Source organism: Hoeflea sp. TYP-13 (assembly GCF_040932035.1).
Classification (GTDB): Bacteria; Pseudomonadota; Alphaproteobacteria; order Rhizobiales; family Rhizobiaceae; genus Hoeflea_A.
In genome coordinates, this window is record NZ_JBFRBB010000001.1 from 278018 (window position 1) to 293751 (window position 15734).

Annotated in this window: 10 protein-coding genes and 1 tRNA gene; 7 read left to right on the forward strand and 4 right to left on the reverse strand. The window is 57.6% G+C overall.

Features of this window, described 5'->3' with window-relative positions:
* Window positions 1–82 precede the first annotated feature (82 nt).
* Both ABVT35_RS01310 and ABVT35_RS01315 read left to right on the forward strand, forming a co-directional pair.
* Window positions 83–658: a TetR/AcrR family transcriptional regulator gene (locus ABVT35_RS01310; RefSeq protein ID WP_368464358.1), complete on the forward strand. Its 576-nt coding sequence runs from the start codon at window positions 83–85 to the stop codon at window positions 656–658.
* A gap of 72 nt (window positions 659–730) precedes the next feature.
* On the forward strand, window positions 731–1018 hold the full coding sequence (locus tag ABVT35_RS01315) for a YciI family protein (protein ID WP_368464360.1): 288 nt from the start codon (window positions 731–733) through the stop codon (window positions 1016–1018).
* 60 nt (window positions 1019–1078) lie between these two features.
* Here the strand turns inward: ABVT35_RS01315 and ABVT35_RS01320 are convergent, their stop codons facing one another.
* Entirely contained in the window at window positions 1079–2941 is a 1863-nt protein-coding gene (locus ABVT35_RS01320; RefSeq protein WP_368464361.1) for an AsmA-like C-terminal region-containing protein, read from the reverse strand.
* 202 nt (window positions 2942–3143) lie between these two features.
* On the opposite strand from ABVT35_RS01320, the gene ABVT35_RS01325 reads away from it, so the two are divergent.
* A complete protein-coding gene (locus ABVT35_RS01325) occupies window positions 3144–5096 on the forward strand; it encodes an acetoacetate--CoA ligase (protein ID WP_368464363.1) in 1953 nt (650 codons plus the stop codon).
* Window positions 5097–5384: 288 nt separating this feature from the next.
* Here the strand turns inward: ABVT35_RS01325 and ABVT35_RS01330 are convergent, their stop codons facing one another.
* Together ABVT35_RS01330 and ABVT35_RS01335 are read right to left on the reverse strand one after the other, a co-directional pair.
* Complete coding sequence (locus ABVT35_RS01330) at window positions 5385–7076, reverse strand: ABC transporter permease (RefSeq protein WP_368466248.1); 1692 nt, start codon at window positions 7074–7076, stop codon at window positions 5385–5387.
* A 205-nt stretch (window positions 7077–7281) separates the two neighbouring features.
* Entirely contained in the window at window positions 7282–10791 is a 3510-nt protein-coding gene (locus ABVT35_RS01335) for a PAS domain S-box protein (RefSeq protein ID WP_368464364.1), read from the reverse strand.
* Between the two features lie 332 nt (window positions 10792–11123).
* Here ABVT35_RS01335 and ABVT35_RS01340 point away from each other — a divergent pair, with 332 nt between their 5' ends.
* The 4 genes from ABVT35_RS01340 (at window position 11124) to ABVT35_RS01355 (ending at window position 15176) form a co-directional block, all read left to right on the forward strand.
* Window positions 11124–11579 carry a phasin gene (locus ABVT35_RS01340; RefSeq protein WP_368464366.1) on the forward strand — a complete coding sequence of 152 codons (456 nt, stop codon included), beginning with the start codon at window positions 11124–11126 and terminating at the stop codon, window positions 11577–11579.
* A gap of 143 nt (window positions 11580–11722) precedes the next feature.
* Window positions 11723–11799, forward strand: a tRNA-His gene (locus ABVT35_RS01345).
* 126 nt (window positions 11800–11925) lie between these two features.
* The gene (gene mprF, locus ABVT35_RS01350) at window positions 11926–14493 is read left to right on the forward strand and encodes a bifunctional lysylphosphatidylglycerol flippase/synthetase MprF (protein ID WP_368464367.1); all 2568 of its coding nucleotides are present in this window, start codon (window positions 11926–11928) and stop codon (window positions 14491–14493) included.
* The gene (locus ABVT35_RS01355) at window positions 14490–15176 is read left to right on the forward strand and encodes an AcvB/VirJ family lysyl-phosphatidylglycerol hydrolase (RefSeq protein ID WP_368464369.1); all 687 of its coding nucleotides are present in this window, start codon (window positions 14490–14492) and stop codon (window positions 15174–15176) included. Before mprF ends, ABVT35_RS01355 begins: the two co-directional genes overlap by 4 nt.
* Window positions 15177–15199: 23 nt before the next feature.
* Here the strand turns inward: ABVT35_RS01355 and ABVT35_RS01360 are convergent, their stop codons facing one another.
* Entirely contained in the window at window positions 15200–15709 is a 510-nt protein-coding gene (locus ABVT35_RS01360; protein ID WP_368464370.1) for a cupin domain-containing protein, read from the reverse strand.
* Window positions 15710–15734: the final 25 nt, after the last annotated feature.

A 15734-nucleotide genomic window follows, 5' to 3' on the forward strand; every position in this document is an offset into this window, starting at 1 on the left:
GGACGATCGTCCTACAATTCCGGTGGCGGATTGTCGGCAATTGCTTTGCCATTCAGGTGCGCCCGGTTGAGGAGTGTTTTTCATGCCCGGAAAGACAACACGTGCTGACATTGTGGAAGCCGCCGATCAGTTGTTTTATCGGCAGGGCTACGAGCACACCTCCTTCTCGGATATTGCAGATGCGGTGCGGATCTCGCGCGGCAATTTTTACTATCACTTCAAATCCAAGGACGAAATTCTGGATGCCGTGATCGCATTGCGACTGGCTGATACCCAATCAATGCTTGAGCAGTGGGAATCAGAAGGAAAGCGACCTGCGGACCGCATCCGGTGTTTTATCCGCATCCTGATCACGAACCGGTCCAAGATCATGCTTTACGGTTGCCCGGTCGGCACGCTTAGCGCGGAGCTGGCAAAATTGGATCATGGTTCTCAGGCCGAGGCGAACAAGCTGTTTGAATTGTTCAGGACCTGGCTGTGCAGGCAGTTTGCCCAGCTCGGCCACAAGGATGATGCCGACAGCCTCGCGATGCACCTTCTCGCTCGCAGCCAGGGTGTTGCCGCGCTCGCAAACGCGTTTCGCGACGAGAGTTTCCTCAGGCAGGAAGTTGAGCAGATGTGCGACTGGCTGGATTCATTCGTACCCGCTGCTGCGTAAAAAAACCATCGAACAGCCGGGGACGAGGCCCACAACGGGCTCGAACCCGGCAATTTAAGGAGAGCAATTCGCATGTTTACCGTTCTGCTGAAATTTTCCGGCAACAAGGGCCAGGCCAGCCAGTTTATGGAAGGTCACAAGGAATGGATCAAACGTGGATTTGATGACGGCGTGTTTTTGCTGGTCGGCAGTCTTCAGCCGAATTTGGGTGGCGGGATCGTGGCGCACAACACGTCGCTCTCGGATCTTCAAAGCAGGGTAAATGATGATCCGTTTGTCGCGGAAAATGTCGTCAGCGCCGAAATCCATGAAATCGCGCCTTCAAAAACGGATCAGCGGCTGGAATTTCTGCTCGGCTAGGCAGCATCCGTGGCATCCTTGCCATATGCGATAAATCCCGCCCGGCAATCCTCCAATGCTCTAATTGCCGATAATCGGCGATATCACCGGTGTCGGCCAGGAGCCGCCGACAAAGAACTGTATGCTGTTGTCGGTCGGATTGGTTTCTTCCGTCGAGGCCACGGCTGCTGTTTCTTCGAGAATTCCGATCAGCGCAAGGCCGCCCCTTTGATAGGGGATGATCCCGGCCAGGCTCAAAATCGCATTTTCTCCGATGATTTCGCCTTTTGTTATTTCCGCAAGACCGTTCGAGAAGGTTGCCTCGAAAGCCGCGGTCTTGAACTCGAACGATCCCGTTGATATGCCGCCAAGGCCGAAAAACCGCTCTGTGGCCGCAAGTTCCCTGAACCTTACCGGATCGAAGGATGGAACGAAGCCGTTGGTAATGAAAAGGTCGAATTTGCCGGCGAGATCGGTCAGCCCGGTCGCCCAGGTGGGAAACGGCGTCGACAGGGCAACATTGAGTGTCGCGGTGCCCTGCGGGAAGGGGCCGCTGATGCCAAGAGCCGCGAGCGCCTGCTCGAGATTGATGTCTTTCGCGGAAAAACGGACATCGCCGCCTCCCTCAATGCCGCTTTCGGCAAGAGTAATGCGACCGAGGAGCGAGCCGCCATAGGCGCTCGCATCGCCGATATCGAACGTGGCGCGTCCTTCATCGATGCGCGCTGCTGCGGCCACATTGGTAAGGCTGAGCGGGCCAAGCGTCGCCGATTGTGCCGAAAGGCGCATATCCAGCATGAGCTGGTTGAGGAATGATGTGTCGATCGTCTTGGCAATATCCTCGCCGGTTCGGGGCAGTGGTGTGAAAGCCCGAAGGAACGAGGCGATGTCCAGCGAGTTGAAGGCCAGGGTTCCCGATATGCCGGGCTTTCCTTCATATTGCTTGAAATCCAGCACGCCGATGCCGCGATTGCCTTCCAGTTCCAGGATCAGCTTGTCGAGCATGGCGCGGCCGTTTTGAAGCAGCACTTCGGCGTCGAGCGAAAGAGCACCGATTGCCTCGCCGGGCTTGATCTGCTCGCCCGCCCATTCCAGCGTCTGGCGCATCGATGGGCTCTTCATTGAAAGGGTGCCGCCGGCAAATGGCGTATTTGAAAAACTGGCTTGGCCGTCGAAAACCAGGTGAAGCGGTGTCGAGCGGAAATCGATGGCAACCTGAGCGGTTCTTTGCGCCAGCAGCAGCAGGGGCTGACTGGACTCCAGAAACAGCGTCACGGTTTCGCCGCGATAAATGCCGCTGATGCCGGCGTCCACCCCGCCATTGATACGCGGCCATGTGACCGTGCCGTTAATCGCGGTGATCTTTTCCTCGGTGTCATTGGTGTGGTCGATCCAGGTAAATGTACCGTTTTGGATCGTCACTTCACCGAGCCTGTAGGCGGGAATGGGCTGGAGGCTGTTGTCGCCTTCGGCCGGGGCATCGGCATGCTGAACCGATGTACTGATTCCTTCCGATATCCGTCCCGTATTGCTGTTCCAGCTGGTAATGTCCCCGGGAAATTTTTCCACCGTGAATATCGGCCTGACAAGAACGAAATTGGAAAAGCTTGGCTCGCCACTCAGTGCCGAAAGCACACTGAATTCGGCGCTCATTTCATCTGCAAAGACAATTGGCTCGGCCTCGGGAAAATTTCGCGAAGAAACACTAATGCGGTTCAATGCTATATGCGGAACCGGCCAGAATCCGATCTCCGGCGTATCGAGCAGTTCCACCTCGTGGCCGGTCCATGCGGAAATATCGCGCTCCAGCCGGTCGCGTACAAGGTCCGTGGAAATCGCGAAGGGCAACGCAACACCGCTGATCGCCGTGACAAGCCCTGCAACAATCGCGATTGCCAGGATCCAGCGAAACCAGCCTCTGCGGTGTAATTTCTTCCGTTCCAAGTCCCTTCAGACCTTCCATTCCGGCACGCAAAACCACTTTGCCGATGGGCAATAGGGGTAATGCGTTGTGTTGTCGAATGCAATTCGAGACCCCGCGAATTTGCTCTGTACGATACAAAAAAGCGGTCTGCTCCTTTATTTGTTGCAATGCAGCATGTTAAAGAGGCCGCGATATCGAGAGTTGCCAGGGTGGGAGGAATGCATGATCGAACAAAAACCATTGTGGACACCGTCCGAAGAAAGGGTGGAAACCGCTGTCGTAACGGCGTTTGCGTGCTTTTGCGAGGACCGTTCCGGTGCGGACCTTTCGAACTATGACGACCTGCACGAATGGTCGATCTCCAACCGGGCCGATTTCTGGTCAGCTGTCTGGGATTTTTGCGGTGTTAAGGGAGAAAAGGGCGATATCGTCCTTGAAAACGGCGACGCCATGCCCGGTGCGCGGTTTTTTCCTGAGGCAAAGCTCAATTTTGCACAGAACCTGCTGAGCCGGAGCGGCGACGGCGATGCCATGGTTTTCCGGGGCGAGGACAAGGCACAGTCCCGCATGAGCTGGGATGAGCTTCACGCTCTGGTTTCGCGGCTCCAGCAGGCCATGCATGAACTGGGTGTCGGTTCCGGCGACCGTGTTGCCGCGATGATGCCCAACATGCCGCAGACAATCGCCTGTATGCTGGCCGCCGCCTCCATCGGGGCCATCTGGTCTTCCTGTTCGCCGGATTTCGGCGACAAGGGCGTACTCGACCGTTTCGGCCAGATCGAGCCCAAGCTTTTCATTGCCTGCGACGGCTACTGGTACAACGGTAAGAAACAGGACGTTTCGGAAAAGCTCAAGATCGTCGAAGCCGCCCTGAAGCCGCTCAAGACGGTGATCGTGCCCTATGCCGGCGATGCCGACACTCTGGTGGCCTCGCTTGAAAATGCTGCGACGCTGGACGGGTTCATTGCACCATATGCAGCCCGTGACGTTGAATTCGAGCAACTGCCCTTTGAACACCCTCTCTATATTCTGTTTTCATCCGGAACCACAGGCGTTCCCAAATGCATTGTCCATTCCGCCGGCGGCACATTGCTTCAGCATCTGAAGGAGCAGCAGCTCCATTGCGGGCTGAAACCCGGCGAGCGTCTGTTCTATTTCACCACGTGCGGCTGGATGATGTGGAACTGGCTGGCTTCGGGACTGGCGAGCGGTGTAACACTTTGCCTCTTTGACGGATCTCCCTTCTATCCGGACGGCAATGTGCTTTTCGACTATGCCGCTGAGGAGAAATTTGCGCTCTTCGGAACCTCGGCAAAATTTATCGACGCGGTCCGCAAGGCAGGACTGAAGCCGAAAACCACGCATGATCTTTCCAATCTGCGTGCAATCACCTCGACCGGCTCGCCGCTTTCGCCTGAAGGGTTTTCCTTTGTCTATGAAGGCATCAAGGACGATGTGCACCTTGCGTCCATTTCCGGCGGAACCGATATCGTGTCGTGTTTTGTGCTCGGAATTCCGGTCAAACCGGTTTGGCGCGGCGAGATCCAGGGCGCGGGCCTTGGCATGGCTGTCGATGTCTGGGATGACGATGGCAAGCCGGTGGTCGGTGAAAAGGGCGAATTGGTGTGCACCAAGGCCTTCCCGTGCATGCCGATCATGTTCTGGAACGACCCGGAAGGCGCAAAATACCGTTCCGCCTATTTCGAGCGTTTCGACAATATCTGGTGCCACGGCGATTTTGCCGAATGGACCGAACATGGCGGCATGATCATTCACGGGCGTTCCGATGCGACGCTCAATCCAGGTGGTGTGCGCATTGGCACGGCCGAGATATACAATCAGGTCGAACAGATGGACGAAGTGCTGGAGGCCATCTGTATTGGCCAGGACTGGCAGGACGACGTCCGCGTTGTGCTGTTTGTCCGGCTCGCCGGGGGCGTGACACTCGATGATGATCTGATTGCCAGGATCAAATCGCGCATCCGTACCGGAGCATCGCCGCGTCACGTACCTGCAAAGGTCATTGCCGTTGACGATATTCCGCGTACCAAATCGGGAAAAATCACCGAACTGGCCGTACGCGACATTGTTCACGGACGCACGGTGAAAAACCAGGAAGCGCTTGCAAATCCGGAGGCACTGGCCCTCTTTGCCGATTTGGAAGCGTTGAAATAGGGCGCAGCAACCTGCGGTAAGCGAGGTCGGGGACAGGCACGTGGTTAACCAAACGTATCGACGAAATTTACCGTCTTCTCCAACACACCCGGGTGGTTACAATTCGTGAAGGTTTGTTAAGGATGCGTTAGCATTCCCGCACGTAACATACCATCAGTTAACGTATTCTCTGCACTGCTCGAGATCTGATCTGGTTTAGAATACAAGCCCCGTTTACAGCATTTGAATTTCAAAGGTGCGCTTTGCGCACCTTTTTTTTATGCTTTGAAAACAAAAGACAAACAACCGCTACCGTTGAACGTAAGGACGGAACTTGTTGCCGTTGTCGATCATCGACCTGGAGACGAAAATGACCGGGACGATGCCGGCAATAATGATGATCAGCGCGCCGACCGAGGCTTCTTCGACCCTTGCCCGCGATGCATCCTCATAGACGAGCGTTGCAAGCGTGTTGAAATTGAACGGCCGCAGGAGCAGCGTTGCCGACAGTTCCTTCAGTGTGTCGACAAAGACGAGAAGCGCCGCTGTCACAACTGCCGGTTTCATCATCGGCAGAAGCACGCTCCTCAAAGTCTGACCTGCATTGCGTCCGAGCGTGCGTGCTGCCATGTCCAGATGCGGCGACAGTTTCTGAAAACCGGACTCGACCGAACCCTCCGCCATGGTCAAAAAGCGGATGCTGCAGGCATAAACGATCGCCAGTCCCGATCCGGTCAGGATCAGGCCAACCGAAAAGCCGAAATAGTCGCGGGTAACCGCATTTATCGAATTGTCCAGCGCCGCAAGCGGTATCAGCACGCCAAGCGCCAGAACGGTACCGGGAATGGCATAGCCGAAAGAGGCGATCTTGCCGGTCAGCGAAACGATGGGCTGGCGTGATACACGTGCGGCATAGGCGAGGACGAATGCCAGTAAAACCGTGCAGACGGCTGTTGCGCTCGCGACAAGCAGGCTGTCGAAGAGTGCCGAATAGATGCGTGCGTCGAGAAGCTGATCGAGGCGCTTGACTGCGTAGCCGCCCAGGACATAGGCCGGGATGCCGAAACCGAGCACGATCGGCATGGCGCACAATGCCGTTGCGCACCACTGCATCAGACCCTTGAGCGGAACCGGCGGGGCGTCATACACGGCGCCCGTGGTTCGGTTTATGTTGAAGCGTTGGCGGCGGCGGCCCCACCGTTCGACAAAGACCGCCGCCAGCGCCAGGAACAGCATTACGCAAGCAATCTGCACCGCGCCGGAAAGATCTCCGCGGTTCAGCCAGGTGTCGTAAATGGCGAAGGTGAGCGTGTTGACGCCGAGATATTCAACCGCGCCGATGTCGTTGAGCGATTCCATGAGCGCCAGTGTGATGCCGATGGCCAGCGCCGGCCGCGCCATTGGCAACTGCACGCGCAGGAACACCGACAACCGGCTCGCACCCAGCGTGCGCGCGACATCGCTGGCGGACCGGCCCTGCATGAGAAACAGGGCCCGCGTTGTCAGGTAGACATACGGATAAAGAACGCAGGAAAGCACAAGAACTGCACCAGGCAGCGTGCGCACCTCCGGAAACCAGTACTCCGCCCCGGACTGAAATCCGAAAAGGGTGCGGATGCCCGTCTGCACAGGCCCCGTATAGTCGAGGAATTCTCCATAGGCATAGGCGGCGAGGTAGGTCGGCACTGCAAAGGGCAGGACCAGGGCCCAGGCAAGTGTGCGGCGTCCCGGAAAGTCGTGGGAAACCACCAGCCAGGCACTCAGGATTCCCATGGAACCGGCAATCACGGTGACGCCGGCGAGCAGGCCGATCGTGGTCCAGACCGCGCGCGGGATAACGTATCGCAGCAGATGCGGCCACTCGTCGCTCTGCCCGGTGACGGCAAGATAGATCAGCGCGGCAACCGGTATCAGGACAAAGATCGCGATAAAGGCGGCCAATGCCAGGAGAACCGGGCTTTCGCTGCGGATCGAGCTGTTACGGTTAAGCGCGGCTGGCATAGACACAGTCAAACGGTTCCCGACCGGAGAGCTTCCCAGATGATCGTTACTTACATGCGCCATCGTGATGACGGATGCGATTTAAACCATTTCGAAAGCAGAATTGCTGATTTGGGTCAAGAAAAACTGTAAAATCAATAGTTTAGAATAATTCTAATCTGTTGAATTGTTGATTGATTTTGGTGCCGGGTGCGCCGGTTTGCCGCTATTCCGCAAGCACGCGCTGGGAGGGGAAGACGATCTCCACCAGCGTTCCCTGGCCGGGCTGCGAGTTCATGGCGAATTGCGCGCGGTTTGCCTCTGCCATCGCTTTTGCCAGCGGCAGTCCGAGACCGGTGCCTTCGCCGCGCTGGCGGTGGAAGCCGGCGACTTGCTTGAACGGTTTCATTGCCTGTTCAAGCTGGAACCGTGTCATACCGACGCCGGTATCGCGAATGCGCAGACTGACGTTACCGCTCGGCTCATAGGTGGTTGAAACCACCACCTGGCCGCCGGCGGGTGTGAACCGTATGGCGTTGGAAAGGATATTGATGGCAATCTGCTTGATGGATCGCTTGTCGGCAACGACTTCCGGCACTGAAGAAGACAGGCTGGTGCGCACGATGACACGCTGTGTATTGGCCTGCGGCTGAAGAATGGAAATCGCATCCAGCAGCGCGTCGTTCAGCGACACGGCGCCGAAATCGAGATCCTGCTCGCCGGCCTCGATTTTGGAGATATCGAGAAGGTCGTTGACGATTTCGAGCACATGTTTTCCCGAACGCCCGATGTCATGGGCATATTCCACATAGCGCGGGCTGCCGATCGGGCCGAAACGCTCCTCGGCCATCAGTTCAGAAAATCCGATGATCGCATTGAGCGGCGTTCGTATCTCGTGGCTCACGCGGGCCAGGAATTCGCTTTTGTGCGAGCTTGCGGTTTCCGCTTCGCGCTTTGCCGCGCGCAGCTCTTCTTCCGCACGTTTCCATTGGGTTATGTCGCGCATTACCGCGCAATAGCCATTGGAGCCGGAAAGGTGGCCGATGGTCATGAACAGCGGCAAAAATCCGCCGGATGCCTCGCGCCCGATCACCTCGCGCCCGTCATTGAGAACGCTTGCCACCCCATTTCCCGTCAGGCCCGACAGGTAGTCCTTGACGGCGCGCTGGCTCTCATGGGCAAACAGCATCGCAAAGGGCCGACCGGTGGTCTCGTTTTCATCAAAGTCGAACAGCGCGCTTGCCGATTTGTTCATTGAACGGATGATGCCGTCCTCGCCGATCAGAACAACGCCATCGGTCGCCGTTTCCAAAATGGAGCGCAGTTCGTCGACCTCCACCTGCAGGGCGGAGACCTGTTCCCCGTCAGCTTCGTCCGTAACGTCCGGCTCTCCGGTTTGCTGCTGCGTATCATCCTCGTCTTCTGGGCTTTGCTGTGGCAATGCCTCCAGCGCAAGCATCAGCGCATGGCCGTCTTCCCAACCGATGGAACGCAGTTTGGCCCGCACGCTGATCTCGCCGCCGTCATAGGCGCGCAGGACCATGCCGCCTGACGGCGCGGCCTTGTCATCGGAGCCGCCGTCATTGTCGAACAGCGCCGGCATGCCGCCTGCCTCGTTGAGTTCCGTCTTTGTCAGATGACCGGTCAGTTGCCGGAACTCCTCATTGATATAAAAGATGGTCGTGCCGTCATGAACGATGATCGGTGTCGGCAGTTGCTCAAGCACCGCCGGGGTGACAACATTGCCGCGCTGGTCACGTTCTTCACCGCTTTCATCGTCTGCAGTTGCGGCGACGTCAGATTCAGCTTCCGGCTGGGTGGACGATGTTTCAAACACGTCCGGTTCGCGATCCGAAGGCTCGATCTCCTCGTGCGGAACCTCCGCTTCCATATCTGGAAGTGCATCGTCATTGTCGTTGTTCTGTTCCGGTGGTGCCTGGCGCTTTCCAAATGGCTGCTGCGGCTCGGCATCATCTTTTTTCGCGGGCTTCTTTCCGCCGCCGAGCCGTTCAGCGATCTCCCGAAAGGCCTGTTTTTCGTGGTTGCTCAACCCGTCGCGCGGCCGTGAACGGCGTTCTTCCAGCCGTATGACCTTATCGGTATGGCGCCGGCCAGGGGTCTCCGTGATCTCAAGCGCCGGTTTTTCCTTTGGCGTCGCCGTCTCGCCGGCTGGATCTTCGCCGGATTGATCGCGGTGTTCGTCGCCCGTTTCGGCTGTGCTTTCGCCGCTATCGGCTGCGTCGATCTTTCCGGCACTTTGATCGATATCGTCACTGGAACCGGCGTCACCTTCCGCTTCTGTGCCGACCCCGTCCAGCGTCAGATCTGCATTATCAATCAGCGCCAGGCCAATTTGCTCGGGATCGCTGACCGCATCGCCCGGCCGCACAATGCCGAAGCCGCGGAAACCGTCGAACTCGCGTTCGCGTGAATAGGTCGGAAGCGCGGCAAGATCCACCGGCACGCGAAGGTCCGTTCCCTGGACCGGCCAGAACACGGTTTTGCCAGACCATGTATCGCGCTTAAGCAGCAAGTCTGAGATTGTGTGGTCAGGGTCGATGTTGAAAACCTGTGCGACGTCAACAAATTTGCGGCCCTCAACATCCGCCGCATTGGGTCCGACGGTCTCGGCGAACTCTCTGGATATTTCCTGAAATGCACCCTCGGCATCGATTTTCCAGACAAACCGCATCGGACGGCGCAGCGGATCGAAGACGAAGGAGGGTTCACCACTTTCAACCGGCCTGTCGGTGTCTTCAATCGGCCGTGCATCTTTGCCGGCTGCCTTGGCCGAAGCGGCGGGCTCCATCTCCGGCTCCGCGGCTCTTGTCGTTGCCTTTTCTTCAGTGGAAGAGGCATCGGGATCGTTGGCGCCTGTGTTTTCGCCGTCTGGCGTTTTTGCGTCGGCGCGGCTTTCGGGGGCCAGATTGAGTACGGATGGCACAGCCGGCTCTATTGCTTTGCGCCTGACCGGTCTTGCAGGCTTCTGCCTGACCGGGTCCGCCTTTGGCTGTGTCCGGATCTCGGTATCATCCGAAGCCCCGGATGCGCTCTCGGACGTTGTTGTCGGCATTTCGACGGTGAACAGAAGGTGCAACGCAGGTTCGTCGCTGATGCGCGCAACAGCCGAGGGCAGGTGTCCGAGCGCTGTCGGAACCGGGTGCTTGGCCAGACGGTCGGCAGCATCTGCCACATCGTCGACAATCTGTTTGCGAACGGCGCTGCCCATTCCAAGCCGAGCGAAGGACCGGGTTGAATCCACAATATTGCCGTCACTGTCGAGAACGGCCGCATGGGTGTCGGTGCCGTCAAAGCCGTCGAGAATGCTGGCGGCCATGGCCGCTGTCGTCGTTGCGGCTTCGCCAAGCTCGGCGGAAATGAGCAATGCCCGGTTTCCGTCGGACAGTTCAATCCGTTCCATCTGCGCTGAAAGAAGAGGGCGGCGAAATCCGGAACCGGCGCGCATGACAAACGAATGCACTGCATCGTCCGGCCGGTTGTTGACGGTTCGCGCGGCGGCTTCGATCTGCCTGAAAGCCGCCGTTGAATGGCTGAGACCCTCATCCATGCACTCGTAAAGCGCCTCATGGCCAAAGAGCCGGGCTCCGGCTCCGTTGACCCATAATATGTTGTCCAGGGATTGCGAAAGCAGAACCAATGCATTGCCGGCGGCAAAGCGTGCTCTCACCTTGTCATGAACGGCAATGTCGATGAAAGGGTACTGCCCCGTCGGCATGGCTGCTCCTGCTTCACTGTTTCAGGACTATGCGGACCGTTTCGCAACGGAGGGTCCGATGTCCCTGAATTTCTCGTTGGGCGCCCCTTGTAAATCGGTATCGGGGGCCGTTTGTTCAATATTGTTAATGGTTAGTTAATAAGTGGCAACAGCTGTTCGGTCCAGCAGACCGGGTGCAAAATCGGCCCTTTCCTGCCAACAGGGTTAATGAATTTTTGTGCAGTGCAAAAAAAATGTTGCAATGCACAAAAAACTTCACTATATGGGTGCTGACGACAATAACGCGTTGTGGGTGCCTCAAAAGAGGGCCCGTGTTTAAAGGAGCGCTGATTATGGCTGCTAAGAAAACTGCTACAGAAGACGCATTCGCATTTGCTGCAATGGACCCCGCAAAGCTCACCGAATCCTACCGTGAGTTTGCTGAAAAGGGCCTCGTTCAGTCCAAGGAAGCTTACGACAAGCTCAAAACCGCTGCCGAAGACGCAACCAAGACGGTCGAACAGACCCTTGAAACTGCTCAGGCCGGCACCGTTGAGCTCAGCATGAAGGCTATCGAAGCCGTTCGCACGAACGCCGACAACTCGCTTTCGCACATTGAAGCCCTGCTCGGCGTCAAGTCCGTTGCCGAACTGGTTGAGCTGCAGTCCAGCTTCATCCGCAAGCAGGCTGAAACAGCCGTCGACCAGGCCAAGGAAATTCACGATGCAGCCCGCAAGGTTGCCGACAACGTTTCCAAGCCCGGCAAGGCCGCCTACGAAAAGGCCGCCAAGAACTTCAAGGTTGCCTAATTCCCCTGTCGGAATGGGATAACCCGCAAATCACGAGCCGGACCGTCAGGTCCGGCTTTTTTTGTGATCCGAATCCGCACAACCCTCTTGCCAAAACCTTTGCGGAGACGTATGTCACGCGACAGCATTTCAAGCAGTGCCATGCGGTTGTAGCTCAGCTGGTTAGAGCGCTGGATTGTGGATCCAGAGGTCGGTGGTTCGAACCCACCCAACCGTACCATTTTCGAACAATGAAAAATCCATGCCCCTTATCCGGGTTAATGTCGCCTGCAACAACCGGCTGACTTTCGGCCGGCGACTCTGTTAGTAATCACGAAGCAGAGGAAATCGGGGGACCGGACCGGCGATGGCGCAGGAGCAGCACGGGATCAATGTCAAAACCGTTCTGACGGGCCTTTTTGCCATTGCCGTAACCTTTTTTGCATTTTACCTGCTTCATCACTTTACCGCCGACATGTCCTTGTCGGAGGTGATTACGGATATACGCAACACGCCCGTCAGCTACATATTGCTCGCCGCTCTGATGACAATCATCAGTTTCACGGCCATTGCATGTTATGAAATCCTTGCGGTGCGCACCGCAGCTCCGGGGCGGGTTTCTTACGCCACCGCAGCATGGGCCGGCATCGCGGGCTTCGCCATATCCGATGTTGCCGGGTTTCACGTCCTGACGGGCGGTGCACTGCGCTACCGGGTCTACAGCCAAAAGGGTCTTGAGATACCGCTGATCGGGCAGATTGTCGCTCTGTCCTGGATGTCGCTTTGGCTCGGCCTGTTTTTTCTGATCGGCACGGCGCTTGCGTTTTATCCCGGTGGGGTGCTCGTGCTGAAGGCTCTTCCGGATATCGCGGTCCGCGGTGTCGGTGTTGCAGTGCTCGTGTTGTTTGCCTTTTATTTCATCTGGGTGGCGACCGGTGACCGGACCATCGCCGTTCGCGGTGTACGCATCAATCTGCCCCGTATCGGAACCAGCCTCCTGCAGCTTCTGGCCGGTGTGGTCGATATCGCCGCCTCGGCCGCGACGCTCTATGTACTGATGCCGGCCGATGCCGTCGGCTCGATCAGCGGCTTTTTTGTTATCTACATTTCTGCCGTCATACTCGGCGCCATGAGCCACTCGCCCGGTGGCCTTGGCGTGTTCGAAGCCACCATGATGGCCGGCCTCGGCCTTACCGGTCGCTCCGACGTCCTCGGTGCACTGGTACTTTACCGGTTCATCTACTATTTCCTGCCGCTCGTACCCGTTGCCCTCACGTTGCTTTTCTTTGAGGTCGTTCGGGGGCACAAGGCAATCCGCCAGTCGATCGGCGAGATCGGCAAGGCATCCGAGTCGCTCATCCCGCCGCTTGCTGCGGGGCTTGCCTTTGTCGGCGGGCTGGTCCTGCTGCTGTCCGGCTCGCTGCCGGCAAGCGCGCTGCGGCACGAATGGATCAAATCTGCGCTGCCTTTACCCTTTGTAGAATCCTCCCACCTGCTGGCAAGCCTCGCCGGCATTGCGCTCCTTGTTCTTGCCCACGCCCTTTTGAGGCGGCGCGAGAGCGCCTTTATCATGACCCTGCTGTTTCTGGGAGCGGGTGCCGTTTTTGCGCTCACAAAGGGCCTCGACTATGAGGAAGCCGGCCTGCTGGTGGTGATCATCCTCTTTCTCCTGCCGTTTCGGGCGGCCTTTTATCGTAAGTCCGGTGAATCGCTTTTTGCGGTGACCCCTTCCTGGCTGGCGATCATCGCAATCACAATTGCAGCCGCTGTCTGGCTCGGATTTTTTGCCTATCGGCATGTAGAGTATTCCAATCAGCTCTGGTGGGAGTTCTCCTGGAATGGCGATGCGCCGCGCTTCCTGCGCACCAGTGTCGCCCTGGTCGCCGTGTTGTTTGCGCTCGGGTTGCACATGATCCTCAACCGCCGCGCAATCCAGATCCCGGCGGATGAGCCGGTGCCCGACAGTGTGCGCCGGCTGGTCGAGGAAGCACCCGACCCCGACGCCACCATCGCACTTCTGGGAGACAAGCATTTCCTCGTGTCCGACGATGAAAGCGCCTTTTTGATGTATGGCGTTTCCGGCGGCAGTTTCATATCCAAGGGGGATCCGATCGGCAGTCGCGAGCAGGCGGAGGCGCTTGCCTGGCGCTTTCGCGAGATGGCCGATCAGGGCGGATACCGTACTGTCTTCTATGCGGCCAAATCGGAATATTTGCCGCTCTATCTCGATATGGGTCTGTCGATACTCAAAATCGGTGAGGTCGCGCGCGTGGAACTGCCGGAATTCACGCTGGATGTGCCCCAGCACAAGAAATTGCGCTATGCCCGCAACCGCGGCAGCAAGGACGGCCTGACGTTCAGTATCGTCCCGAAGGCAAACGTGCCGTCCATCCTGCCGGAACTGAAGGCCGTATCCGATGCCTGGCTGGCCATAAAATCAGGCGGCGAAAAGCGATTTGCGCTTGGCTATTTCAAGGAAGATTATCTCAGTTGCTTTGACTGTGCCGTGGTCCGCAAGGACGACGAGATTGTTGCCTTTGCCAACATCATCCGCGGCGCGCAGATGCACCAGATATCCATCGATCTCATGCGCTACAGGCCGAAGGTCTCTTCGGTCATGATGGATTTTCTTTTCGCCGAGCTGCTGCTTTATTCAAAAGACAAGGGCTATCACTGGTTCGATCTGGGAGCGGCGCCGCTTGCCGGGCTTGCCGACCATCCGTTGGCGACCTCGTGGAACCGTATCGGAACAATGATCTATCAGCACGGCGAGGAAATCTACCACTTCGAAGGCCTGCGCTCCTTCAAGGAAAAGTTCGGTCCGGTCTGGTCACCGAACTATCTGGCCTGCCCGGGCGGTTTGGCCGTGCCCAAGGTGTTGTTCGACGTGACCACTTTGATTTCCGGCGGGCGGCTGAAGGCGGTCAAGCGGTGAGGGGGCTCCTTGCCGTTTTCTTTTTTGTCGCGGGTTTTGCAACAGCCATCGCTGAACCGGCGGTAGACGACCTGCCGGTCCATGTGACCGAACCCGCGCGCGAACAAATCAAGGCAGTTGTCATCCTGTGGTCCGGTGATGGCGGCTGGAGCGGTTCGATGCAGGGGATCGCCGACGCGTTGGCGGAGCGCGGCTACGGCGTTGCGGGGATAAGTTCGCTGCGTTATTTCTGGTACGAACAGGCGCCTGAAACCATGGCGGAAGATACCGACAGGCTTGTTGCCTATTTTTCTAGGCTATGGAAAAGCAACGATGTCATCATTGCGGGCTATTCCTTCGGCGCTGACACCATTCCCTTTGCCTGGCCCGTTTTGGCTGACGATACCCGCAGCAAGACCGCACTGATCGCGCTGATGAGCCCCTTCAAAAAGACCGAATTCGAAATTTCCCTGCTCGGAATGCTTGGCATCATTCGCGGCAGCCATGACGTGGCTTCTGCAATCGGAGCACTGCCGGCGGACCGCGTCCTGTGCCTGACGGGCGATGAAGAAACCGACATGGCCTGCGACATTTCCGGCGGATACGAAATGTCCTCGGTCCCGGGCGGCCACAGCTACGACAGGAACTGGCAACTGATTGCCGATATCCTGGACGGCGCATTTGAAAAACGCGCGCCCGACTGAAAATTCTTCGAAACTGTTTGCTGTCAGCCCTTTTTGTCGCCCGAAGCGGCAAAATCTTCCGGTTTGTAAGCTGTCACGGCAGTATCGTCGACATAGTGCATGGCGCCGTTCGCCCAGAAACCGGTTTTGCCGGCCGTCGGAAAATAGGCGACATCGGTCGCCGTCCGCTCCCCGCCCATGAGGTAGACCAGATCTCCGGAACCATTGTTTGCCAGGTGATGTATGGCACCGTCGGTTGGGAAGCCGGCATAGTCGCCGGGGACTATGATCGCGCTCTCGCCGTCGATTGTCAGCGTTCCCTCGCCCTCCAGAACAAATATAAACTCCTCCTGGCCAGCGTGTGCATGCGGAAGAAATCCTTCCCTGCCCGCCGGGATGCGCCCGATGCTTACACCGAGCCTCTTCAGGCCGACGCGGTCGGAGAGCGGCAATATGCGCATTTCCGAATTGCTGTTTAGCGGGTGGCTGAAATGAAACGTCTGCTCCGGCGGAATTTCCGACGTGCGGACAATGTGTTGCTCTGTCTTGGACATGGGTGGTCGCGTTCCCCTTCGTTTC